The organism is Pseudarthrobacter sp. As-47 (genome assembly GCF_058215595.1).
The window spans coordinates 4,088,825-4,111,466 of the sequence record NZ_CM177088.1; the positions used below are offsets into that span (position 1 = coordinate 4,088,825).

The window sequence follows — 22,642 nt, forward strand, 5'->3', positions numbered from 1 at the left end:
ATGCGTATCGGACTGATCGCGATCGACGGCTGCTTCGGTTCGGCTATCGCGTCGATCATCGACATCGTGCGGGTGGCCGACGGAGCCCGCGGCGACGTCGACCCGCGGATCGACCCGATCGAACTCGCCATCCTCGGACCGAAACGGCGAGTGACCACGACGGCATCGATGACCCTGTCGGTGGACCACCCGCTGCCGGAGTCCGGAGAGTTCGACGTGGTCGTCGTCCCTGCGCTTGGAACCCTCACGGCCGCCGCGACCCACGACGCCCTCCAGAGTCGAGATGCTCGTTCGGTCATCGCCTCACTCGGGCGCCTCGACGACGCGACCACCCGGATCGCCGCGGCGTGCACCGGCGTGTTCGCCGTCGCCGAGACAGGACGGATGCATCATCGGCGGGCGACGACCAGCTGGTTCCTGGGGCCGGAGTTCCGGAAGCGCTATCCGACCGTCGCCCTCGATCTCGACACCATGGTCGTGGTCGACGGGAACCTCGTCACCGCCGGCGCCGCCTTCGCCCACATCGACCTCGCGCTCTCACTCGTGCGATCGATCAGCCCCGACCTGGCCCAACATGTCGCCAAGCTCCTCATCATCGACGAGCGCCCGTCGCAGGCGGCTTTCGTCGCCTACGAACATCTCCGGCACGAGGACCCGATCGTCGTCGAGTTCGAACGCTTCGTGCGCGCCCGCCTGGACGAACCGTTCAACGTCGCCTTCGTCGCGCAGTCGCTCGGCACCAGCCGGCGCACCCTCGAACGACGAGTCCGTGCGGCGCTCAACCTCACTCCGCTCGGCTTCGTCCAACGGCTTCGCACCGAACGAGCTCGACACCTCTCAGCAACCACGGACCTCACCTCCGCCGAGATCGCGCTACGGGTCGGCTACGCAAACGCCGAGACTCTGCGCTCCCTCCTGCGCAGGGAGCGACGCCGTTCCTGACCTATCGCCATGCCTGTAGCTTGTGTCCTAGCGCTCGGTTGGAACCACCTCTCAGCACGTCGCGTCGACGCTCCTGCGTCGCCCCTGGACTACCCACTCGACACGCCCGCAGCACAGCCCATGTGACGTGCCCCGGCTTCCCGGACGGTCGGGGTTGGGTGGCTGTGATGTCGCTGCGTTCTCGTCGAGAGGGTCAGCAGACCCGATCAGAGCCGATTGGGATGAGCCGCGAAGGCGGTTAGGTCAGGGCGGCCGAAGCCGGCCGGCGGGGTAGCGTCGGGCACGTCGAGGTCTTTCGGATGGATGGCGTAGGAACCTCCATCGTCGGGAGACCTCGACGTCTATCTGCGGACCGACGCGCCCGGCCGACCTACACCTTCATCTGGGAAGAGCCGCTTGTCTGACTTCCGAATTCCAATGCGGGTCATCCACTATCGAAGCGGTCTACTTGGCACTGGTCGAGTAGATGGGCGAGAAAACTGTAGGCAGCAAGGCGTTCCATTGCTTGCTGCTCAGTGAGCTCGTCTCTGGTGTGAGTAGTCACATTTCGGACAGTCAGATTTAGCCCGGTGGCGAGGGCGTTCAAAGCTTTTGCAAGGGGTTCAAGGCCACCGCGCATGCTCTTGGTGGTTTTGTCGTCAGCAGGACCGGGCCAATAGAGCTTGGGTCGGCCATCAGCCGCCTCGCCGGCTGACAGGGTCTGTTGCCAGAATACGGTGTCGTCCACGTCGTTGCGGCCGAGCTTCTGCTTCCAATGGACTGTCAGTCCTTCAGCAGCTTCACGGACCGCGACTCGAAACTGGTGAGCGGTCCAGTGTGCAGCTGCACCGGACCAGATCACGGGATGCAGCTGAGCGGGGGAAAAGCTTGGCAGGCTAGAGTCGGCGGTGCTCTGCGCGTCGATGAGCATTGCCTCTAGCCGGCCTTTGACGTTCGCAGTAGTCATTCGAATATCTCGCGGTGCAAGCGGCGCCTTGGGTGATGACATGAACGACCAGTTGGAAATCGGGTCGATAACACCCAACCCTGCGACGGAAATGTATGCGCCAGTAACGGCGACTGCGCGTGCAGCCAGCCCAGCGGCCTCTGCGACATCGAGTTCGAGGCGGCGCACCAGTGCAGGGTCAACTCCGTCTTTAACCCAAACAGTTGGAAGAAGGCCCCGAGAAGAAAGGTGGTCAGATTCTTGTTGAGTTTCCATCCATGCACTGAAGGCCGCGTCGAAGCGTTGAACAGCATCGAGCAGGCGCCGCAGGTAGTCCTCACCATAATCGCTCAAACCATTCCCCCGTATTCAGAGCTTGTGTCAATATTCCGGACTTCAGCCTAACGTCGGGCGTACCAGCAGCAGCGCCCGCAAGCCGGTCCCCAGCCGGGTCAGTGCGACAGACAGGTGATTTCCATTGAGGAGCGTGGCATCCCGGTGCCCGACGATTCCCGTAAGACCCGCCCGAAAAAATGCCCGGTGAAGGTGCCCCAAACGCTACACATCAAATCGCCTCGAAACCCTTGGGAGACAGTCACGTCTCGGGGACCAGGTGAGGACCGCGGCGGCACCACTGCAAGAGTCGCGGGATGCTGGAGTTCGTCCCCCGGTCGACAATTCCCGTGACTATGTCTGGTAATTTCCAGTCAGACCCCTAACCCAAATCCGCATTCCCGGCCGAAGCCAACGGCAGCATGCGTTCCCAGAAGTCCTCCGGGATGCTCCACTGCGCCAGGCGTGCCGCTTCGGCCACCCGCTCTGGCTCCGCCATCCCCACGATGGTTGAGGTGATGCGGGGATCGCGGGTGGAGAACTGCAGGGCCGCGGCGGCGAGCGGCACCGAATACTCGCGGCAGAGCTCCTGCATCTCCCGGACACGGCCCAGCAGTTCCGGGCTGGCCGGCCGGTAACAGTAGTTGGCGGTGGCATCGGGCCCCTTCACCAGCAGGCCGCCGCCAAAAGGCGCGGCATTGATGAAGGCGACGCCCCGCCGTCGTGCGTCCTCGATGAGCGGCTCCGCCGTCTGGTCCACCAGCGTGTACCGGTTGTGGCTGATCACCACGTCGAACACCTCCAGGGCCAGGTACTTCAGTTCCAGGTCGATGGGTCCGCCGGCCACGCCGAGGTGCCCAATCACCCCCTGGTCCCTCAGATCAACGAGCGCCTCCAACGGCCCGCCCGCCGCAACACCCTCCCCGAAGCTGATCTTCTCCGGATCATGGAGGTGGACCAGCGGCAGCCTGTCCAGCCCCAGCCGCTCAAGGCTTTCCTCCACGCTGCGCCGGACACGGTCCCCGGAGTAGTCCGCCGTCCCCAGGATGGGATCCACCTTCGTGGACAGGACAAAGCCCGCCGGCAGCCCGCCCGCCTCCCGGATGGCCTGCCCGATCCAGAACTCGCTGCCGCCGTCGTGCCCGTATTCGTTGGAGGTGTCCAGGAAATTGAAGGGCCCGGCCAGGGCGGCGCGGACGGCCGCCACTGCCGTTGCCGTCCGCTCCGCCGCGGTGCCGTTCCGCGGGTGGTTTCCCAGCGAACTCGTGCCGACGCATACATCGGTGACAGGGAGGCCGGTGCGGCCCAGGGTTTTCATGGCTGCGGGTATCCTCGCCTCGGTGACAGATTCCATCAGGCTACGACGGCGGACACGTCGCCGCCGCTGACGGTCACCTCAAAGTCCTTGGTGGAACCGTCCGGCGAGGGCACAGCAATGTGCCGTGTCCCGTCCGCCGCGGCGAACGCCCGGAACTGCATGTCCCGTGCCCAGTCGTAGTCCGGCCGGTCCGACACTGTACCGATGGGCAGCACAGCCCCTTCCCTGACCCACGTGGCAGCCTGCATCACCGAATACTCCTTGCGGTGCCAGCGCGGGCCCGCCAGCTGCTCCCCTGTTTCCAGGTGCGTCCAGGTGCCCTCGGGCAGGTAGAAGGACACGGTGCCGGACGGGTCCATGACCGGTGCCACCAGGATGTCCGGCCCCAGCATGTACTGCCGGTCCAGGTGCGCGCAGCCCGGGTCCTCGGGGAACTCCATAAAGAGCGGACGCATCAGGGGAATCCCCTCCGCGTACGCCTGCTCCGCCGCCATCTGCAGGTAGGGCATCAGCCGCATCTTCTGCTCCGTGAAGTGCCGGAGCACGTCCACGGATTCCTCATCCACCAGCCACGGCACACGGTAGGAGTTGGACCCGTGCAGCCTTGAGTGGGAGGACAGCAGCCCGAACGCGATCCACCGCTTGAAGATTTCCGGCTCGGGCGTGCCCTCAAAGCCGCCGATGTCGTGGCTCCAGAAGGAGAAGCCCGACGCCGCCAGGGACAGCCCGCCGCGCAGCGATTCAGCCATGGCAGCGAACGTGGATTCGCAGTCCCCGCCCCAGTGCACCGGCATGGTCTGGCCGCCGGCCGTGGCGGATCGCGCAAACACCACGGCTTCGCCTTCGCCCAGCTCCTTGGACAACAGGTCGAAAACCGTCCTGTTGTACAGCTGCGCGTAGTAGTTGTGCATCCTGTCCGGATCGGACCCGTCGTGCCACACCACATCGGTGGGGATGCGCTCGCCGAAGTCCGTCTTGAACGAGTCCACGCCCTGGCCCAGCAGGCCGCGGAGCTTGTCTTGGTACCAGAGCACGGCGTCCGGGTTGGTGAAGTCCACCAGCCCCATGCCGGCCTGCCACATGTCCCACTGCCACACCGACCCGTCCGGCCGCTTGACCAGGAAGCCCCGCTCCAGCCCCTCCCGGAACAGGTGCGAGCGCTGGGCGATGTACGGGTTGATCCAGACGCAGACCTTGAGCCCCCGGTCGTGGAGCCGGGCCAGCATGCCTTCCGGGTCCGGGAACGTGGCGGGGTCCCAGACGAAGTCGCTCCAGTGGAAGGACCTCATCCAGTGGCAGTCGAAGTGGAAGACGGACAGGGGCAGCTTCCGCTCCTCCATGCCGTCAATGAACGAGTTCACGGTCTTTTCGTCGTAGTCCGTGGTGAAGGAGGTGGAGAGCCACAGGCCGTAGGACCAGGCCGGGATCCGCGATGGCCGCCCGGTCAGTTCGGTGTAACGCCGGATGATGTCCTTGGGCGAGGGCCCGTGGATGATGAAGTACTGGAGCCTCTGGCCCTCCACGCTGAACTGGGTTCGGGACACCACCTCCGACCCCACCTCGAAGGACACCTTCTCCGGGTGGTTCACGAACACCCCGTAGCCGTCGTTGGTGATGAAGAACGGCACGTTCTTGTAGGCGAGGTCGCTGGAGGTGCCGCCGTCCTCGTTCCAGATGTCCACCGACTGGCCGTTCTTGACGAACGCGCCGAAGCGCTCGCCCAGGCCGTACACGTTGGTGCCCACGCCCAGGCTGAGCTGTTCGTGCACAAAGGTCCGCCCGCCGTCGTCCGTGATGACGCCGACGCTGCGCGGCGTGGAGGTGGTCAGCAGCCTGCCGTTCCCCAGGAAATCGACGCCCCAGTCCCCGGCCGTGCTGATCCGTGCCGTGAGCCCGCCGGAGGTGATGCTGGCCGTGTCCGCGTCCCGGCTGAACTGCGGCGCCGGTCCCGTGCGGTTCACGTCAAAGTGCGGGCCGTTGTCCAGCCCGCCCTGGAAGTGCTCGATGGTCACGCCGATGACGTCCGGCAGGGGCGCGTCGAAGGTGACCGTCAGCTGTGGAAGGTTCAGGGCATCGCCGCGGGAGGTGATGCGCTTGGTGGGTGCGTAGACCGTCAGGCTCCGCTCGTCCTCCACAACGTCGGAAACGTCGCGCGGGTGCAGCGCCGAGAAGCCTTTGCGGTACAGCCAGTAGCCGTCGGTAAATTTCATGGGATGTCAGTTTCCGTTCTCAAGAGGGTCTGGGCTGTCTTTGAGGACCAGGGCGCCGTACGGTTCCAGGGCCAGGCGGGGCCCGCAGGCGTCCCCGGTGAGCACGTCCACAGACTGCCCGGTGAGCGTCACGGTGCGTGGTTCCGCGCCGTGGTTCAGCAGGAAGTGGTGGCCGCCGCGGGTGGCGAGTTCGACGTCGTCCGGCAGCGTTCCTGCCACCGGCAAGGAGATGCGGGCTGCTGCCAGGGCCTCCCCCACGATGTGCCCCAGCGCAGGACCGGGCAGGTCGCACCCCGCGTACCAGGCGGTGCCGCTGCCGTGGCTGTTCCGGACTACCGCCGGTTTTCCAGCCAGGGAGCCGGAGGCAAACGTGGCCGCCGCCGCAGCGCCGGGGCCGTCCAGGCGGAGGTCCTCGGACCAGACAGTGGCCTGGAGCCCGGCCGGCACATCTGCAGTGACGCCGTCCTGGGGCGCCGCGAAGTCGAGGCCGATTCCTTCCGCCAGGGGCCGCCATTCCTCGCCGCTGACGCCGAGCATGGACGCCAGGACAGAGGGGAACCGCCCCTGCCGGAGGTGGCCGTTGCTGTCCGCCACCCCGGTGAAGGGCCCGACGACGGCCGTCCCGCCCCGGTGCACCCAGGACGCCAGCGCCCCGGCGTTGTCCTCGGTGAGGAGGAAGAGGCTGGGGACGAGCACCAGGTCGAACCGGTCCAGCGGCGTTGAGGGGTGCACCACCTCCACGGACAGGCCGCGCCGCAGCAGCGGCCGGTAGTAGGCCTGCAGCTGGTCCAGGACGCCGAGCCTGTCCGTGGGGCAGTCCGGGGCCTCCGCCGCCCACCAGCTGTTCCAGTCGAAGAGGACAGCGATCCGGGACGGCGCCGGGGTCCCGGCGAGGAGCCGCAGGTCCTGCAACTGGGAGCCGAGCTCCGCGACTTCGCGGAACACGCGGGTGTCCTCCCCTGCCAGCGGCACCACGGCAGAGTGGAAGCGTTCGGCGCCGAAGGCGGACTGGCGGAACTGGAAGAAGCAGATGCCGTCGGAGCCGCGGGCCAGGGCGGAGAACGAATCCACGCGGAGGGCCCCGGGTTCCTTGGCGCTGTTGTGGGGCCGCCAGTTCACCGCGGAGGCTGCCGATTCCATCAGCAGCCAGGGTGTGCCGCCGGCCAGTCCGCGGCACAGGTCGTGGGTGAGGGCGCCCAGTTCCCAGGTCTGCGGCTGCCCGGGATCGGTGTACCAGTTGTTGCCCACCAGGTCCGTTTCCCCCGCGAAGCTGAAGTAGTCCGCGCCGCGGAAGAACCCCATCAGGTTGGTGGTGACCGGTACAGCCGGGGAGTACTGGCGGATGATGTCCCGTTCAGCGGTGAAAAGTTTGAGCAGCGACTCCGAGGTGAAGCGCTTGAAATCCAGGACCTGCGTGGGGTTGTGGAGGTACGGCGCCGTGCGCGGCGGCAGGATTTCCTCCCAGGTGCTGTAGCCCTGGCTCCAGAAAGTGGTCCCCCAGGCCGAGTTCAGGTGTTCCAGGGAGCCGTAGCGGCGCAGCAGCCAGGTGCGGAACGCGGCGGCCGTTTCGTCGTCGTAACTGATCTGTCCCAGCTCGTTCCCCACGTGCCACATCACCACGGCGGGGTGCTGGCCGTACCGCTCGGCGAGCGCTGCGGTGACCTGCCGTGCGGCGCTGCGGTACACGGCCGACGACGGCGAGAACTGGTTGCGGGAGCCGTACCAGAGCGTCGTCCCGGCGGCGTCCGTGGGCAGCGTGCTGGGGTAGCGGTGCCCCAGCCAGGGCGGCGGCGATGCGGTGGGCGTGGCCAGGCAGACCTTGATGTTTCCCTCGTCGAGGAGGGCAAGGATCCGGTCAAGCCAGCCGAAGTCCCAGGTGCCCTCGGTTGGCTGCAGGCGTGCCCAGCTGAAGACGCCGAGGGTGACCAGGTTGATGCCGGCCTGCTGCATCAGCCGGATGTCCTCCGGCCAGCTTTCCTCCGGCCACTGCTCGGGGTTGTAATCGGCGCCGAAGAGCAGCCCGGCCCGCTCTGTCACGGCGCTCAGGCCGTGGCTTCGAGGATGCATGGAATTCCTTGGTTAAATGATGGATATGAGTAATCGAAAGGCTTCAACGGCGGCGACCATCAGTGACGTGGCCAAAGAGGCAGGGGTTTCCACGAGCACCGTGTCCTACGTGATGAGCGGGAACCGTCCCATATCGAAAGAAACCCGCGAAATCGTCGAAGCGGCCATGCGGCGGCTGAAGTACAGTCCCCGGTCCAGTGCCCGCGCTCTGGCCTCCAGCCGCTCCAACGTCCTGGGGCTGGTGGTGCCCCTCCGCGCGGACGTCAACGTGGGAGTGGTGATGCAGTTCGTCACCGCCGTGGTGACTACGGCCCGGACGTTCAACCAGGACGTCCTGCTCCTGACCCAGGACGACGCCGGCAGCATTGAGCGGGTGACGTCCCAGTCCATGGTGGACGGCCTGGTGATGATGGACATCGAGGCCCGCGATCCGCGCATCCCGGTGCTGGCCAAGCTGGACAAGCCCGCGGTGCTGATCGGCATGCCGGACGATCCGCGTGGCCTCAGCTGCGTTGACTTCGACTTCGCCGGCGCCTCCCGCACCGCGGTCCGCCATCTGGTGGAGCTCGGCCACCGCGGCATCGCCTTCATCGGTTCCCCGCCCGCCTCGCTGCGCCGGCACGCCACCTATGCGGACCGGGCCCTGCGCGGTTTTGAGGAGGCATGCCGGGAACTTGAGGTCACGCATGTTTCGGTGGCCTGCGAGGCGAACTCCAAGGACCTGGCCCGCGCGCTGGACAAGGTCTTCGCCGGTCCGGAGGCCATCACCGCCCTCCTGGTGCACAACGAGGGACTGCTGCCCATCCTGCGCGAGAACCTCGCCGCGCACAGCCTCTCCGTCCCGGAAGACATCTCGGTGGTGGTCATAGCCCCCGCCGATGTGGCCACGTCCGCCTTCCTGCCCTGGACGGCGGTGTCCATCCCCGCCATGGACATCGGCCGCGCCGCCGTGGAGATGGTGATGGACCGGCTGAGCCTGGCCAAGCCCGCCGAGCTGCGGCTCATCGCCCCCACCCTCTCCGAGGGGGCAAGCACCGCGGCGGTCCGCTGACAGCTGCCGCAGGGACACGGGAACGCTCATCCCTTGACCGCGCCGATCATCACGCCTTTGGTGAAGTGCTTCTGCACGAAGGGGTAGACGATCAGGATGGGGATCATGGCGAGCACGATCACGGCCATCTGCAGCGCCGGGCCTGCCGCCGCCCCGGTGCCAACATCCACTTGGCCGGGCACAGAAACACCCTGGAGCACGTAGGACCGGAGCACCACCTGCAGCGGGTTCATGGAGCTGTCGTTGATGTAAAGGATGGCGTTGAAGAACGCGTTCCAGTAGCCCACCCCGTAAAACAGGGCGATGACGGCGGTGACGGCCTTGGACATGGGCAGCACGATCTGGGTGAGGGTGCGCCACTCGCTGGCGCCGTCAATCCTGGCGCTGTCCAGGATCCCCCGGTCGATGCCCATGAAGAAGCCGCGCAGGATGATGATGTTGAACACCGAGATGCAGCTGGGCAGGATCAGCGCCCAGTAGGTGTTGATCAGGCCCAGGCCGGACACCAGCAGGTACGCCGGGATGATGCCTGCGCTGAAGAACATGGTGATCAGCAGGGTGAACAGGATAGGCGTGTGGGCGAAGGACCCCGGCCGGGACAGGCCGTACGCGCAGAGGATGGACACCACCATGCTCAGGGCCGTTCCGGTGGCCGTGACGCCCACGCTGACCAGCACCGCCCTGGTGACCACCCCGCCGCTGAGGATCTGCTGGTAGGCGGCGAAGGAGATTTCCCCGGGGACCAGGACCAGTCCGCCGGCCTGCGTGATGGTGGCCTGGGAGGAGATGCTGGTGAGGACGATCGTGTACAGCGGTCCCAGGACTGCCAGGACGACGACGGCGAGCACCACGATCTTGCCGGCCTTCGCCGCTGCTCCGGGTTCTTCGTCCCAGATAGGGCGTTCCGGTTTGGTGCGCGGCTGCCTGGGAGGTTTGGCGGCACTGGCTCGAGTGGGCGCCTTATTGGTTAGTGTGCTCATTTGGAATAGACACCGCTCTCACCGAAGATGTGGGCAACTTTGTTGGCGGTCAGGATCAGCGCCAGGCTCACCAGGCCCTTGATCAGGCCTGCGGCGGCAGCGTAGCTCCAGTCGCCGTTCTGCACGCCGGTGTAGTACACGAAGGTGTCCAGGACCTCGGAGGCCTCGGCCCCCACGGCGTCCCGCTGCAGGATCATCTGCTCGAAGCCCACGGTCAGCGAGTCGCCCAGCCGGAGGATGAGCAGCAGAACGATGACGCTGCGGAGCCCGGGAAGGGTGACGTGCCACATGCGCTTCCACCGGCCGGCCCCGTCCACGGCCGCTGCTTCATACTGCGCGGGGTCGATGGCACTGAGGGCTGCGAGGAACACGATGATGCCCCAGCCTGCGTCCTTCCAGACGGCCTGGGAGGTGAGCAGGAACAGGAACGTGTCCGGGTTGGTCATGATGTCCACGGCCTGCCAGCCGTTGGCGCGCAGCGACTGGTTCAGCAACCCGGCGCCGCCGAAGATCTGCTGGAACACGGAGACCACCAGCACCCAGGAAAAGAAGTGCGGCAGGTACACCACGGCCTGGATGGCGGCCCGGAGCCGCGGGTTGACCAGGGAGTTGAGCAGCATGGCCAGGGCGATGGGGATGGGAAAGAAGAACACCAGCTGGAACGCCGTGATCACCAGGGTGTTCTTGACGGCCAGCCAGAAGTCCGGGTCCGCCAGCACCCGCGCGAAGTTGTCCAGCCCCACCCAGGGGCTGTCCGGAATCCCCACATACGGGGAGTAGTCCTGGAAGGCCACCACGTGGCCCAGCATGGGAAGGTAGGCAAAGACGGCCAGCAGGATCACGGCGGGCAGTGCCATGAACACCAGGGAGCGGTCCCGGTTGAACCGCAGTCTGAGGTTGGCCTTCGGCCTCAGGGCGGGGACGGCCGTGCTGCCTGCCCCGCCGCCACCCGAGCCGCCGCCCTGCCCCGGGGCACCCAAGCCGCCGGCCGCCGTCGTACGTCCTGCCGGGTGCCCGCTGTCCGGCGCCGCGGCGACCTCCTGCCCCGGCGCGGGGGCCTTGCGCTCTGTTCCGGTGCTCATCCTTGCCATCTCCTAGGCCAGGAATCCGGCGTAGAAGTCCCGGAGTTCGTCGCCGCCCTTGCTCTTCCAGGTGGCGAGTTCGGCGTCGAGGTCCTTCATGCTCTTGCGGCCGCGGATGATGTCCTTGGCAAGGTCGTCAAAGGGCTTGGACAGTGAGCCGAACTTGGCTGGCTCCTGGATCTGCATGCCGAAGAAGGCGTCCTCCACAACGTTGGGTGCCTGGCGCGCCTCCCACTCGGACTGGGACTGGACCAGCCCCGGGTACTGGACCATGGAGTTCACGATCGGGGCGTTCACCAGGAACGCGTAGGTGCTGGTGACTTCCTCGGTGCCCTTGGCCGTGGCCTTCGGGATGCCCTGGGCGTCCCTGGTGAAGTGGACGCCCTCCACACCGTTGTTGATCAGCACGTTCTCCTCGGTGCCAAACGGGGCCGCCATGAAGTTGGCCAGCGCCAGCATCTCCTCCACCTTGGCGGGCTCCGTCTTCTTGATGAAGCTGAAGATCGCTGCCGGCTGGGCCCGGAACAGGGTGGGCTTCCCGCCGTCCGGGGCGAAGTAGTCCATGGGCTGCATGTTGAACTTCGGGTTGGACGGCAGGACGCGGGCCAGGGCCTCGTGCCAGGAGCCCATGCCGTCGGAGGCCATCAGCGAGGCGCCGGATTCGAAGCGCTGCTTGGACTGCTGCGCGTTGCCGGCCACGGCGTCCGGGTGGACCGAGCCGTCGGCAAACAGTTTCGCCGTCCACTCAAGGGCAGCCCGGTACTCTTCGGTTTCCACCTTGTTCTGCAGCGTGCCGTCCACCTGCTTCCACTTGGGGACCACGCCGTGCATGATCTGCGCGCCGGTCCAGACGTCTTCCGAACCCCAGCGGTTCTTCGATTCGTCCGTGAGTTCCTTGGCCAGAGTGCGGTATTCGTCGGCGGAGGTGGGCGGCTTGGCGCCGAGTTCCTCGAAGAGGTCCGCGCGGTAGAAGATGGCGTCCGAGATCAGGGCGCCGGGGTAGGGCAGACCGTAAAGGCCGCCCTCGAAGCAGCCCATCTTCCACGCCGCCGTCGGAATGTTCGCCAGGTTGGGGTACTTGTTGACCTTGTCCCCGGCGATGAACTCGGAGAGGTCCTGGAAGACGCCCGCGGCAGCCTGCCCGAAGCGCGGCGGCAGGTTCCATCCCGGAATGACCATCCAGTCCGGCACGTCCTTGGGCGAGGCCAGGACGGTCTGCACTTTGTCCGCGTAGGCGTTGCCGTCGTTGACCTGGAAGTTGATGGTGGCACCGAGCTTCTCGTTGACCGCCTTGTAGTAGCTGTTCTCCGGCAGCGCAGGCGGAACGGCCCACCAGGCGGGCGTCATGGCCGTGTAGGTTCCGCCGCTTCCGGGAGGCGTGGGCACGGACTTGACCAGGGACGAGGGGATGCTGGTGAAGCCCGGCGTGGAGCCCTTCACGGAGGGGATATCCGGTTTCACCAGCTCCAGCGGCTTGTAGGCGGGCACAAGCTTGGCCACCGTCTCGGCCAGGCTGCCGGAGGAGGCTGCCTGCGGCGCGGCGCCTCCCGAGCAGGCCGTCAGGGCTGCCGGGGCGGCCGCCAGGAACACCGCACCGCTGAGGATGCCGAGGAAGGAGCGGCGGTTGACGCCGGCGGAGGCCTCGTTGAGCAGGCGGCTGGCGGATTTGTGGGGGCGTCCCCTTGACGGGTCTACCTGGGAACCGAGCATGACAGCACTCCTTTGTGTGAGCCAATGAGGGAAGATTCAACGATTCATCGAACCGATTCGACTTCGATCAGGGTATGACACCAGCATGGGATCGGGCAAGGGCAAATGTGTTGCGCCTCACAAGCGTGAGTGCAACACTGGGTGTCGCCAGAATTTGTATAAGCGATTCGATAACCCGCTGATTGGACTGCCGTGCGCCTAGAACCCGCCACCTTTGCCGCCCCCACCGCTGACGCCGCGGGTGACGACGCCTCCGGCGGTAACGGCACGGCTGGCGCGGATGGACACGCAGCAAGGCTGGCCCACCAGATCCTCCGCTCGCTGTCCCTTGAGCAGAAGGTGGCCATGCTGCACCAGCACGCCCCGGCGGTTCCGGAGCTGGGGCTGGCGCCTTTCCACACGGGCGCGGAGGCAGCGCACGGTGTCGCCTGGCTGGGACCGGCCACCGTCTTTCCGCAGCCCGTGGGCATGGCCGCCACCTGGGATGCGGACCTGATCGAACGGCTCGGCGAAGCCACGGGGCGTGAGCTCCGCGGGAAGAAGGCGGAGGACCCGTCCGTGGGCCTGAACGCCTGGGCGCCGGTGGTGAACCCGCTCCGGCACCCGCTGTGGGGGCGGAACGAGGAAGGCTTCTCCGAGGACCCGCACCTCACCGCGCAACTGGCCGGCGCCTACTGCCGCGGACTCAGGGGCAGGGACCCGCGCACCTGGCTGACCGTCCCCACCCTCAAGCACTTCCTCGGCTACAACAACGAGCTGGACAGGAACGTCACCTCCAGCATCCTCAGCCCCCGAGTCCTGCACGAATACGAACTTCCGGCGTACCGCTCCCCCATCGAGGACGGGGTGGCGGGGGCGGTGATGCTGTCCTACAACCTGGTGAACGGCCGGCCCGCCCACGCCTCCGACCTGGTGCAGTCCGAGCTGCGGCAGTGGCGCAACGGGGAGTCGGTCACCATCGTGACGGACGCGGGCGCGCCGGGTTCCCTCTTCCGGGCGGAGAAGTATTTCGACGACGGCCCGGCAGCCTACGCGGCCGCCCTCCACGCCGGGGTGGACAGCTTCACGGACGACGGCGACAACCCGGCGCCGTCCCTCGCCTACCTCAACGAGGCGCTGGAGAAGGGGCTGATCAGCGAGTCCGACGTTGACCGGGCGGTGCTGCGGCTCCTTCTGCTCCGGGCCAGGACCGGCGAGTTCACGCCGGACAGTGATCCCTACGCCTCCATCGGGGCGGACGCCATCGGCGATGCCGTCCACGTCCGGCTGGCACGGGAAGCGGCCGCAAAGTCCGTGGTGGTGCTGCGCAATGAGTCCGGGGCTGACGCCCCCTCCGGCGCCGGCCTGCTGCCGCTGGGCAGCGAGCCCGGAACCCTTGCCGTCATCGGGACCCTGGGGTCACGGGTGCTGAGCGACTGGTACAGCGGAACCCTGCAGGACGAGGTCAGCATCGCCGACGGGCTGGCCCGCCGCTACGGCGGAAGTACGGGCGCCGGCGTCGTTGCCGAGGAGGGTGCCGACGTCGTGGCCCTGCGGAGCGTCCGGACCGGCGGGTACCTGGGCGGGGCCGGCACTGCCGTCCTCACCGCCCAGGCCGCTGCTCCCGGCGAAGCGGAGCGGTTTGTCGTCAAGGACTGGGGCAAGGGTGAGCTGACCCTCCGGTCGGAACTGACCGGGAAGTTCGTGACGGACACCGGGGACGGGTACCTGCGCGCCACGGCAGACCGTGTGGGCGGCTGGGTTGTGCAGGAGACGTTCCTGCTTGACCGCGCATCGGACGGCACGGCCGCGCTGCAGCATGTGGGAACCGGGAAATGGCTCCGGATCGAAGCCGGCACGGCGAGCGCTGCCCTTGTCCCCGACGCCGGCACAGCCGACCGCTTTGTGCTCCGCACGCTCAAGTCCGGCCACGAGGCCGCCCGGCAGGCCGCCGCGAATGCTGGCACCGCCGTCGTGGTGGTGGGCAACGACCCCCACCTCGGAGGGCGGGAGACGCTGGACCGCACCACCCTGGACCTTCCGCTGGCAGACCAGGAACTGGTCCGCGTGGTGCGCGAGGCCAACCCGCGCACGGTGCTGGTGGTGGTGTCCTCCTACCCCTACGCCCTCGGCGCGCTCGCAGATACACCGGCCATCGTCTGGACGTCCCATGGCGGGCAGGAGCTGGGCAATGGTGTGGCGGATGTCCTGGGCGGTGATACTGAGCCGTCCGGGCGGCTGCCGCAGACCTGGTTCCGCCGGGATGCGGACCTTGCGGACATCCTGGACTACGACATCATCACCTCCCACTCCACGTACCTGTACAGCCGCGCGGAACCCCTGTACGCGCTGGGGCACGGACTGACGTACGGCGAGGTGCACTACGAATCTGTGGCCCAGCGCGAACTGCCGGGCGAAGGCCCCCAGGGTGCGGACCAGGTGGAACTCGTGGTGGAACTGCGCAACGCCGGCGCCCGCCCGGCGTGGGAACTGGTGCAGGTGTACGCGTCCGCCCCGGACCACCGCTTCGATTTCCCCCGCCGGCTCCTGGTGGGCCACCAGCGGGTGAAGGTCCCGGCCGGAGGCACGGCCACGGCAAGGATCCGGGTGCCGCTCGAGAGGCTTGCCACCTACAGCGTGGTGGAGGAACGGATGCTGGTGGAACCCGGCACGTACCAGCTTCTGGTGGGCGCGTCCGCGGAGGATCTTCCGCTGGCAGTCCCATTCAGTGTGGCGGGGAGCGCCGGATCCGGGCGCCGGGCCGGCCGGTGGTTCCGGGCTGAGAACTTCGACTCCTGCCACCATCTGGCGCTGGTGCCCGAAACGCCGCTGGACGGCACGGCGATCGCTCCTGCCGGCGGCAGCCGCCCCGGCTGGGCGCTCTACCGCCACTGGAGCTTGCCCCCTGCGGACGGCGGTCATGAGGTGCTGCTCGACGTGGCCTCCGGCGGACCCGCCGGGCCTGCCGGCCTGGTCCGCATCCAGGTGCCCGGCCCCGCGGACACCTGGAACACTGCGGGCAGTGCCAGGGTTGCCGCGGGCTTCAGTGGTGCGCTTGTGATTCAGCTTCGCTCCGGCACAACATTCCGCGAGCGTGGCGGCGCCTTCCGGCTGGTGCTGGAAGGCGCCGTGAAAGTCATCCGGGTGCAGCTGGCGTAGCCGCGTGCGCAACCACCCGGTACGAAGCGGTCAGGCGCGTGTGATCAGGGGCGTCTGGTCGGGAGCGTCTGTTCAGGCGCCGATCATTTCGGCGTCCGCCTGTGCCTGGCGCTCCGGCAGATCGGCAATCATTGACGCACGCCGCTCAATGTAGGCGCCGACCTCCTCGTCGTCCAGCACCAGCAACTCGGCCTGGCCGCGGAGCCAGGCGGCGTTGAGCGCCGTGATGTTCTCCCGCTCCAGCAGATCCTCAAACTCGCCGTCGAGCTCCTCCATCCGGAGGACGCCGTCGGGAATTTCGTCAGCGTCCTCCTCCAGGCTGCCGTCGAGGTAACGCTCCTCGTCCTCCTCGGACAGACCATCAAACTCCTCGACTGCCCGGTTGAAGAGGTCAAGATGGGCAGGGGCACCCATGCCCGCCATGCCTTCGCGGACCAGGGTGTCCGTTTCGGAGCGGTCGACGGCGGTGAACACGTACTGCGCGAAGCCTCCCTCCAACGCCTGGGTCAGATAGAAGTCCACGCAATAGCTGCGCACGGCCACGGGCGACATCTCTTCGGCCCGCAACAGGGCGCTGTGCATGGCATCCACAACGCTGACGTTCGCCTCCACGACGTCCTCGTCGCTGGAGTCGATGCTGCTGCTGGTCAGGACGACGGGCTGCTGGCTGGTGATCATGGCAATCCTCACGGCTGGTACGGGTGGTGCTCGGAACGTTTTTCACGCTACGTGGACCGGGCCGGTGCGCCGTTGAGGGGGAAATGAACGTCCGGCGAAGTTTTCGTCGTAGGCAGGTTTTCCTTCCGCCGGCCGTCGTGGCCGCCCTTGCCGCCGGACGGCCCGCCCACCGAGCCGCGCTTCACGAGGGTCGCGGCGAATTCGGGTTTGGCCGCCGGCGCTTTCCTGCCCTGGATCTGCCGGATGAGGGCCTCGGCTGCTGCCACGCCCATCTCGTACACAGGCTGGGCGATCACCGTCAAAGGAGGCCTGGTGAGGCGGGTCCAGGCGAAATCGTCGTACATGAGGAACGAGACATCATCCGGAATAGCGAGGCCGAGGTCCTGGATGGCCTCCACAACGCTGAGCCCGATCAGGCCGTCAGAGGCGATGATGGCCGTTGCAGGGTCCGGCTGCTGCAGCAGTTCACGGGTGATCTTCTTGATGGTTTCCGGTCCGTCGGCGTTGAAGCGCACCAGATCGTCGGGTTCCTTGAGACCCGCTTCCCGGAACGCCCGCATGATTCCGTCCCGCCGGTCCGAGATCTGGGAAGAGCCCAGCGACAGGCCCGTGGCGTAGGAGTCATTCGTCCGAAGCGTGGAGATGAAGGCGATCCGGCTGTGTCCGGCCTCAATCAAATAGCGGGTTGACTCATGGGAAATGCCTTCCATGTCCACGGCCACCGTGTCCACATCCAGCCCCTGCGCCGTACGGTCCAGCAGGACCAGCGGCCTTCCCGAGCTGTGGACTTCCTGGAGGTGCTGGGTCTCCACGGAAGAGGCGGGCGCCACGATCAGGCCGTCAACCCGCTTGTCCAGCAGCACCCTGACGGCGTCCACTTCCGCAGCCCTGTCCTCATCCGTGTTGACCAGGATGACGTTGAAGCCGCTCTTCTTGGCGGTGTCAGTTATTCCCCGGGTGGCCAGGCCGAAGTGCGGGTTTTCGATGTCGCCCACCACCACGCCGATGGTGTTGGACTTCCCCGTGTTCATGCTGCGGGCGAGCTCGTTGGGCCGGTAGTTCAGCTCCTCCGCGGCGGCCTGCACCCGCTCCCGGACGTCCTCGCTCACTGCGCCGTAATTTCCCAGGGCACGGGCCGCCTGGGCCTTGGACACCTGCGCGGCCTTGGCGACGTCGGCAACGGTGACGTCGCGTCGACGGGAAGCATCAGTACTCATGTCGGCCTTTCGTAATGGACCCTTGACGCCCTTAGTGGCGTCGATTACATTTCTATCCATCGATGTGAGTCCGGTCTCAATCGTAGGCATTGAGACCGGACTCAGCAAGGGTTTCCGGCAAACCCGCCACGGCGGATCTTGATCCTCCATCTCCCGCTTCCTCACGATTGGAAAACTCGCTGTGATTACTCGAACCACTGTGCGCCCCGCGGCGCTCATTGCCGCGGCCGTTGCCGCTGTCCTGGCACTCTCCGGCTGCGGCGGCTCCTCATCAGCCTCGTCCTCGCCGGCCGAAAACCCCTACGGCCTCATTGAGCCGGGCTCCATCCGGGTTGCAAGCCTGGGCGATTCGAAGCCCTATACGTTCACGGATGCCCAGGGCAAGTTCACCGGCTTCGACGTGGAACTCTTCACGGACGTTGCCTCCCGCGCCGGCGTAGACGATGTGGTCTTCACCGGACAGGACTTCTCCGGCCTGCTGGCCGCCGTAGCCAACGGGCAGTTTGACGCCGGCGTGGCGGCCATCGGCATCACGGACAAGCGCAAGGAAACTGTCGATTTCTCCGACGGATACCTGGCCGGCTACCTCACCGTCATCACCACCAAGTCCTCCGGCATCAGCAACGCCGACGGACTTTCCGGAAAACGCCTGGGCGTGGTGCAAGGAACACTGCAGGAAGCCTATGCAGTGAAGAACTTCACCTCGGCCAGCCTGGTGCGGTTCCCGGACAACAACACGGCAATCTCCGCCGTCAACAGCGGTTCTGTGGATGCACACTTCCTGGACTACGAAGCCGCGAAGTCCTACCAGGAACAGTTCGGACTGGTCAGCGCCGCGGACATCCCGTCCTTCGACGCACCGGCCGGGTTCGCCGTCGCCAAGGGCAAGACCGCCCTCAAGGAGGCCCTCAACAAGGGCCTGGCCGAAGCCATGGAGGACGGCACCTGGAAGAAGCTCTACGAGAAGTGGTTCCCGGGTTCCCCGATGCCCGAGCAGTACCTCCCGAAGTCAGAACAGACCGCAACCCCGGCCCCGACAGCAAGCAAGTAGACCACGGGCATGTCCGGGCGGGCCGAACGCTTCCATGCCAAGGCCCGCCCGGCTGCTACCGGAACAACTAACACCTGAGAGCATTCAATGGACTGGCTCAACACCATCATCCGCACCTTCTTCGACTTCGGCGCCATGGCTGAAGTCCTGCCCCAGCTCCTGGCGGTAGGCCTCCTCAACACCCTCATCATCTCCGTCGCCGCCACCGTCATTGGCGTGGTCCTGGGCATGGTGGTGGCCGTCATGGGCATCTCACCGTCCAGGTGGCTGCGCATCCCGGCCCGCATCTACACGGACCTCTTCCGCGGCCTGCCGGCCATCCTGACCATCCTCCTGATCGGCCAGGGCTTTGCCCGCCTCAGCCAGTCGATCTTCGGCCCCTCGCCCTACCCCCTGGGCATCATCGCCCTCAGCCTGATTGCCAGCGCCTACATCGGCGAAATCTTCCGCGCCGGCATCCAAAGCGTGGACAAGGGCCAGGGCGAAGCATGCCGCGCCCTGGGCATGAGCTACGGCAAATCGATGGCACTGGTGGTGATCCCCCAGGGCATCCGCCGCGTCCTGCCTGCCCTCGTGAACCAGTTCATCGCCATCGTGAAGGACTCCTCGCTGGTGTACTTCCTCGGACTGCTGGTCAGCGAACGCGAACTCTTCCGCGTGGGCCAGGACGCCGCAGTGCTCTCCGGGAACCTCTCCCCCCTGGTCATGGCGGGCATCTTCTACCTCATCATCACCGTGCCGCTCACCCACCTCGTCAACTACTTCGATACCCGCTTCCGCACAGGAAAGCGCCGTCCCTCGGCCCCCACCAGCGGCCTCAATGAAGTCAAGGAACTGGACGCGGCCTCACCGCTCACTACCGGGAGCAACACATGATCACCAGCACCAGCGCGAATCCCACCGCTGACATCGACACCTTCCACGGCTCCAGCCTGGAGCTGAAGAACCTGACCATGGCCTACGGGGACATCGAGGTCCTCCGCAACGTCAGCCTTACCGTGGCACCCGGCACCACCACCTGCATCATCGGGCCGTCCGGTTCCGGCAAGTCCACCCTCCTCCGGGGCGTCAACCGGCTGCATGAACCCAAAAGCGGAGACGTTGTCCTCGCCGGGGACAGTGCGCTGAAGGTCAACCCGGACATCCTGCGCAGCCGTATAGGGATGGTATTTCAGCACTTCAACCTCTTCCCGGACCACACCGCCCTGGAAAACGTGGCCCTCGCCCTCTGGAGCGTCAAGAAGATGTCCAAGGCAGAGGCTCGGGAGCGTGCACGCCGCCGGCTGGCCGAAGTGGGACTCGCCGAACGCGCCGACCACCGCCCCCGGGACCTGTCCGGCGGACAGCAGCAGCGCGTCGCCATTGCCCGCGCCCTCGCCATGGAACCGGAAGTAATGCTTTTCGACGAAGCCACCAGCGCGCTGGACCCCGAGCTCGTCAAAGGAGTCCTGACCCTCATGGCCTCGCTCGCCAAACGGGGAATGACCATGGTGGTGGTGACGCATGAGATGGGCTTCGCCCGGAAGGTTGCCGACCAGGTGGTCTTCATGGACGAAGGCGAAGTGGTGGAATCGGGCACGCCCGCGGAGATCTTCGACAACCCGCGCAGCGAACGCCTCCAGCGCTTCCTCTCCGAGGTCCTCTGATGGGCACCGCAGGACAGGGGCCTATCCGTACCGCCGTCGTCGGCTTTGGCATCTCGGGACGGGTCTTCCATGCACCCCTGATCGAGGCGGACCCCGCTTTCTCGCTTGATGTGATCGTCACCGCGGACCCGGACCGCGCCGCCGCAGCGGCTGCCCGCTACCCAAAGGCGCGCATCGTGCCGACGGCGGAGGCCATGTTCGCGCTGGCGGCGGACCTCGACCTGGTGGTCCTGGGAACCCCTCCGGCCACGCACTTTGGCATCGCTTCGACGGCGATCGCCCACAAACTGCACGTGGTGGTGGACAAGCCGTTCGTCACCACCTCGGCCCACGGGCAGGAACTCGTGGCCTTGGCGTCCGACGCCGGCGTGCAGCTGACGGTTTTCCAGAACCGCCGCTGGGACTCGGACTTCCTCACCCTCAGGAAGCTCCTCCACGAGGGCGCGCTGGGCGAGGTCCGGACCTTCGAATCCCGGTTTGAGTGGTGGCGCCCCGAGGGATTCGGGAACTGGCGCGATTCCGCCACCACAGCCGAGGGCGGAGGAATCCTCCACGACCTGGGTGCCCACCTCATTGACCAGGCCGTCCAACTGTTCGGCCCCGTGGCGCGCAGCTACGGCGAAACAGCGCGCCAGGGCCTGAACCCGGATGCGGCCGACACGGAAGCGTTCGTGTCCCTGCTGCATGACTCGGGGGTGCGCTCCCGGCTGTGGATGAACGGCATGGCCGCCCAGGCAGGCCCCCGGTTCCACGTCCTGGGCTCCCACGCCGGCTACACAAAGTGGGGACTGGACGGCCAGGAACCCGCGCTCGACGCCGGCCTGCCGCCGTCGGACCCGGCATATGGCGTTGAGTCCCAGGAGTCTTGGGGGCTCCTGGGAGTCGACGGCGCAACACGCGCCGTGCCCGCCGAGCGGGGCGCGTATCCCCAGTTCTACCGGCTCCTCGCCGGAGCCCTCCTGCACGGCGGGCCGGTCCCTGTTGACCCGGCGGACGCCGTCGCGGTCCTCAAAGTCATCGAAGAAGTCCATGTCCTCGCCTGACGTACGTCGCCACGGCACACCTTCACACCACCAATCTTCCACACCAGGAAAGCGAGACACCATGTCCTCCGCAAACCCCGCCAGGAAAGTCGCCGTCATCGGCGGCGGAATCCTTGGCGTTTCCACCGCCGTCCACTTGGCAAAGGGAGGCGCGCATGTCACACTCGTCACGTCCGGTCCGCTGGCAAGCGGAGCCTCCGGCCGCTCGATCGCATGGCTGAACTCCTCCGGCGCCCGATCCGCCGAGTACCACTACCTCCGGATGCTCGCCATCGACCGCTACCGCACCTGGAGCGCGCACCACCCCGAAAGCCGCGACTATCTGAGGTTCGATGGTGCACTGAAATGGGCCGGCCCGGACGAAACCTTCCGCGATACCTTCGCTTTCGAGCGTTCGGGCGGATACCACTCCGTCTGGGTGGACAGCAGGGACGTGGCCCGGATCGCCCCGGATGTGGACGCCGCTGCGGTGGCCGACGAGGGTGCCATTTATAACCCTGGTGAAGGCTGGGTCAACATGCCCGACTTCATTACGGCATTGGCTTCCGAGGCGGCGGACAACGGGGCGGTGATCATCAAGGATGCCGGGGATGTCCAGGTGGATGTGAGGGACAGCGCCGCGGTCGGCGTCATCCTGGGCGACGGGACGCGGCTGGAAGCCGACCAGGTGGTATTGGCCACCGGCGGTGAGGTCCCGGCCCAGCTCGCAGCCCTGGGCGTAACGGTTCCTGATGCCACGCCGGCCGCCTTCGTGGTGTTCACCGAACCGCTCGACGTGAAAGTGCAGACCGTCCTGAACACGCCGCGGGTCGCTGTGCGGCCCACGCCTGACGGCGGGCTGGTACTTGACGCGGACTGGGCAGAGCAGTCCGTGATCATCGAAGACGACGGATCCTTCACGGTTCCCGAGGAGTCCGTCCAGGGCCTGCTCGAGGAAGCCTCGAAGGTACTCGCGGGGAATCCCCGGCTGACCGTCCGGCGGGTGGCTGCAGGCCTGAAACCCATTCCCGGCGACGGTGAACCGGTGGTGGGCCCGGTGTCTTCGATACCAGGCCTGCACACGGTTTTCACCCATTCGGGCGCCACGCTGGGGCTGATCCTCGGTGAGCTCCTCGCGGAGGAAATCCTTACCGGAACCCCCTCTCCCGTACTCGCCGCCTTCCGGCTTGACCGGTTCGACGCCGGCGCCCCCGCCCGCGAGGCCGTGGGGACCGGTGCTTGGGCGCCGGTGCACCAGAGCTGACGGGCCGG

General features: G+C 66.8%; 17 protein-coding genes. 8 read left to right on the forward strand and 9 right to left on the reverse strand.

Annotated elements, in window-relative coordinates:
* Positions 1 to 942, forward strand: coding sequence for a GlxA family transcriptional regulator (locus tag AC4BCK_RS18995; RefSeq protein WP_087136509.1), 942 nt, complete (start codon positions 1 to 3; stop codon positions 940 to 942).
* 424 nt (positions 943 to 1,366) lie between these two features.
* Here AC4BCK_RS18995 and AC4BCK_RS19000 read toward each other — a convergent pair whose 3' ends face one another.
* The 4 genes from AC4BCK_RS19000 to AC4BCK_RS19015 form a co-directional block, all read right to left on the reverse strand.
* Positions 1,367 to 2,221: a TIGR02391 family protein gene (locus AC4BCK_RS19000; protein WP_400511941.1), complete on the reverse strand. Its 855-nt coding sequence runs from the start codon at positions 2,219 to 2,221 to the stop codon at positions 1,367 to 1,369.
* A gap of 361 nt (positions 2,222 to 2,582) precedes the next feature.
* Positions 2,583 to 3,518: an aldo/keto reductase gene (locus AC4BCK_RS19005; RefSeq protein ID WP_490566337.1), complete on the reverse strand. Its 936-nt coding sequence runs from the start codon at positions 3,516 to 3,518 to the stop codon at positions 2,583 to 2,585.
* A gap of 35 nt (positions 3,519 to 3,553) precedes the next feature.
* Positions 3,554 to 5,728, reverse strand: a complete 2,175-nt coding sequence (gene yicI, locus AC4BCK_RS19010; RefSeq protein WP_400511944.1) for an alpha-xylosidase — start codon at positions 5,726 to 5,728, stop codon at positions 3,554 to 3,556.
* A gap of 6 nt (positions 5,729 to 5,734) precedes the next feature.
* Positions 5,735 to 7,795 carry a beta-galactosidase gene (locus AC4BCK_RS19015; protein ID WP_366284607.1) on the reverse strand — a complete coding sequence of 687 codons (2,061 nt, stop codon included), beginning with the start codon at positions 7,793 to 7,795 and terminating at the stop codon, positions 5,735 to 5,737.
* Between the two features lie 25 nt (positions 7,796 to 7,820).
* Between AC4BCK_RS19015 and AC4BCK_RS19020 the strand changes: the two genes are divergently transcribed.
* Entirely contained in the window at positions 7,821 to 8,846 is a 1,026-nt protein-coding gene (locus AC4BCK_RS19020; protein WP_174176318.1) for a LacI family DNA-binding transcriptional regulator, read from the forward strand.
* A gap of 26 nt (positions 8,847 to 8,872) precedes the next feature.
* Here the strand turns inward: AC4BCK_RS19020 and AC4BCK_RS19025 are convergent, their stop codons facing one another.
* Genes AC4BCK_RS19025 through AC4BCK_RS19035 form a run of 3 tightly spaced genes read right to left on the reverse strand, consistent with a single transcriptional unit; the run spans position 8,873 to position 12,618 of the window.
* Positions 8,873 to 9,826, reverse strand: a complete 954-nt coding sequence (locus tag AC4BCK_RS19025; RefSeq protein ID WP_174176316.1) for a carbohydrate ABC transporter permease — start codon at positions 9,824 to 9,826, stop codon at positions 8,873 to 8,875.
* Positions 9,823 to 10,908: an ABC transporter permease gene (locus tag AC4BCK_RS19030; protein WP_490566338.1), complete on the reverse strand. Its 1,086-nt coding sequence runs from the start codon at positions 10,906 to 10,908 to the stop codon at positions 9,823 to 9,825. Before AC4BCK_RS19030 ends, AC4BCK_RS19025 begins: the two co-directional genes overlap by 4 nt.
* Positions 10,909 to 10,920: 12 nt before the next feature.
* Entirely contained in the window at positions 10,921 to 12,618 is a 1,698-nt protein-coding gene (locus tag AC4BCK_RS19035) for an extracellular solute-binding protein (protein ID WP_490566339.1), read from the reverse strand.
* 192 nt (positions 12,619 to 12,810) lie between these two features.
* On the opposite strand from AC4BCK_RS19035, the gene AC4BCK_RS19040 reads away from it, so the two are divergent.
* Positions 12,811 to 15,756 (forward strand): glycoside hydrolase family 3 C-terminal domain-containing protein, encoded by a 2,946-nt coding sequence (locus AC4BCK_RS19040; RefSeq protein WP_490566340.1) that lies wholly within the window; start codon positions 12,811 to 12,813, stop codon positions 15,754 to 15,756.
* A 72-nt stretch (positions 15,757 to 15,828) separates the two neighbouring features.
* Here the strand turns inward: AC4BCK_RS19040 and AC4BCK_RS19045 are convergent, their stop codons facing one another.
* Positions 15,829 to 16,434 carry a DMP19 family protein gene (locus AC4BCK_RS19045; protein ID WP_490566341.1) on the reverse strand — a complete coding sequence of 202 codons (606 nt, stop codon included), beginning with the start codon at positions 16,432 to 16,434 and terminating at the stop codon, positions 15,829 to 15,831.
* A gap of 47 nt (positions 16,435 to 16,481) precedes the next feature.
* Positions 16,482 to 17,651, reverse strand: a complete 1,170-nt coding sequence (locus AC4BCK_RS19050; protein WP_364319204.1) for a LacI family DNA-binding transcriptional regulator — start codon at positions 17,649 to 17,651, stop codon at positions 16,482 to 16,484.
* Between the two features lie 184 nt (positions 17,652 to 17,835).
* On the opposite strand from AC4BCK_RS19050, the gene AC4BCK_RS19055 reads away from it, so the two are divergent.
* The 5 genes from AC4BCK_RS19055 to AC4BCK_RS19075 all read left to right on the forward strand — a co-directional run bounded on the left by AC4BCK_RS19055 (position 17,836) and on the right by AC4BCK_RS19075 (position 22,634).
* On the forward strand, positions 17,836 to 18,702 hold the full coding sequence (locus tag AC4BCK_RS19055; RefSeq protein WP_251420633.1) for an ABC transporter substrate-binding protein: 867 nt from the start codon (positions 17,836 to 17,838) through the stop codon (positions 18,700 to 18,702).
* A gap of 87 nt (positions 18,703 to 18,789) precedes the next feature.
* Positions 18,790 to 19,578 carry an amino acid ABC transporter permease gene (locus tag AC4BCK_RS19060; RefSeq protein ID WP_104186508.1) on the forward strand — a complete coding sequence of 263 codons (789 nt, stop codon included), beginning with the start codon at positions 18,790 to 18,792 and terminating at the stop codon, positions 19,576 to 19,578.
* The gene (locus AC4BCK_RS19065; protein ID WP_490566342.1) at positions 19,575 to 20,348 is read left to right on the forward strand and encodes an amino acid ABC transporter ATP-binding protein; all 774 of its coding nucleotides are present in this window, start codon (positions 19,575 to 19,577) and stop codon (positions 20,346 to 20,348) included. The genes AC4BCK_RS19060 and AC4BCK_RS19065 overlap by 4 nt, the downstream gene beginning before the upstream one ends.
* Positions 20,348 to 21,391 carry a Gfo/Idh/MocA family protein gene (locus AC4BCK_RS19070; RefSeq protein WP_490566343.1) on the forward strand — a complete coding sequence of 348 codons (1,044 nt, stop codon included), beginning with the start codon at positions 20,348 to 20,350 and terminating at the stop codon, positions 21,389 to 21,391. The genes AC4BCK_RS19065 and AC4BCK_RS19070 overlap by 1 nt, the downstream gene beginning before the upstream one ends.
* Before the next feature lie 61 nt (positions 21,392 to 21,452).
* A complete protein-coding gene (locus AC4BCK_RS19075; RefSeq protein WP_174176308.1) occupies positions 21,453 to 22,634 on the forward strand; it encodes an NAD(P)/FAD-dependent oxidoreductase in 1,182 nt (393 codons plus the stop codon).
* Positions 22,635 to 22,642 lie beyond the last annotated feature (8 nt).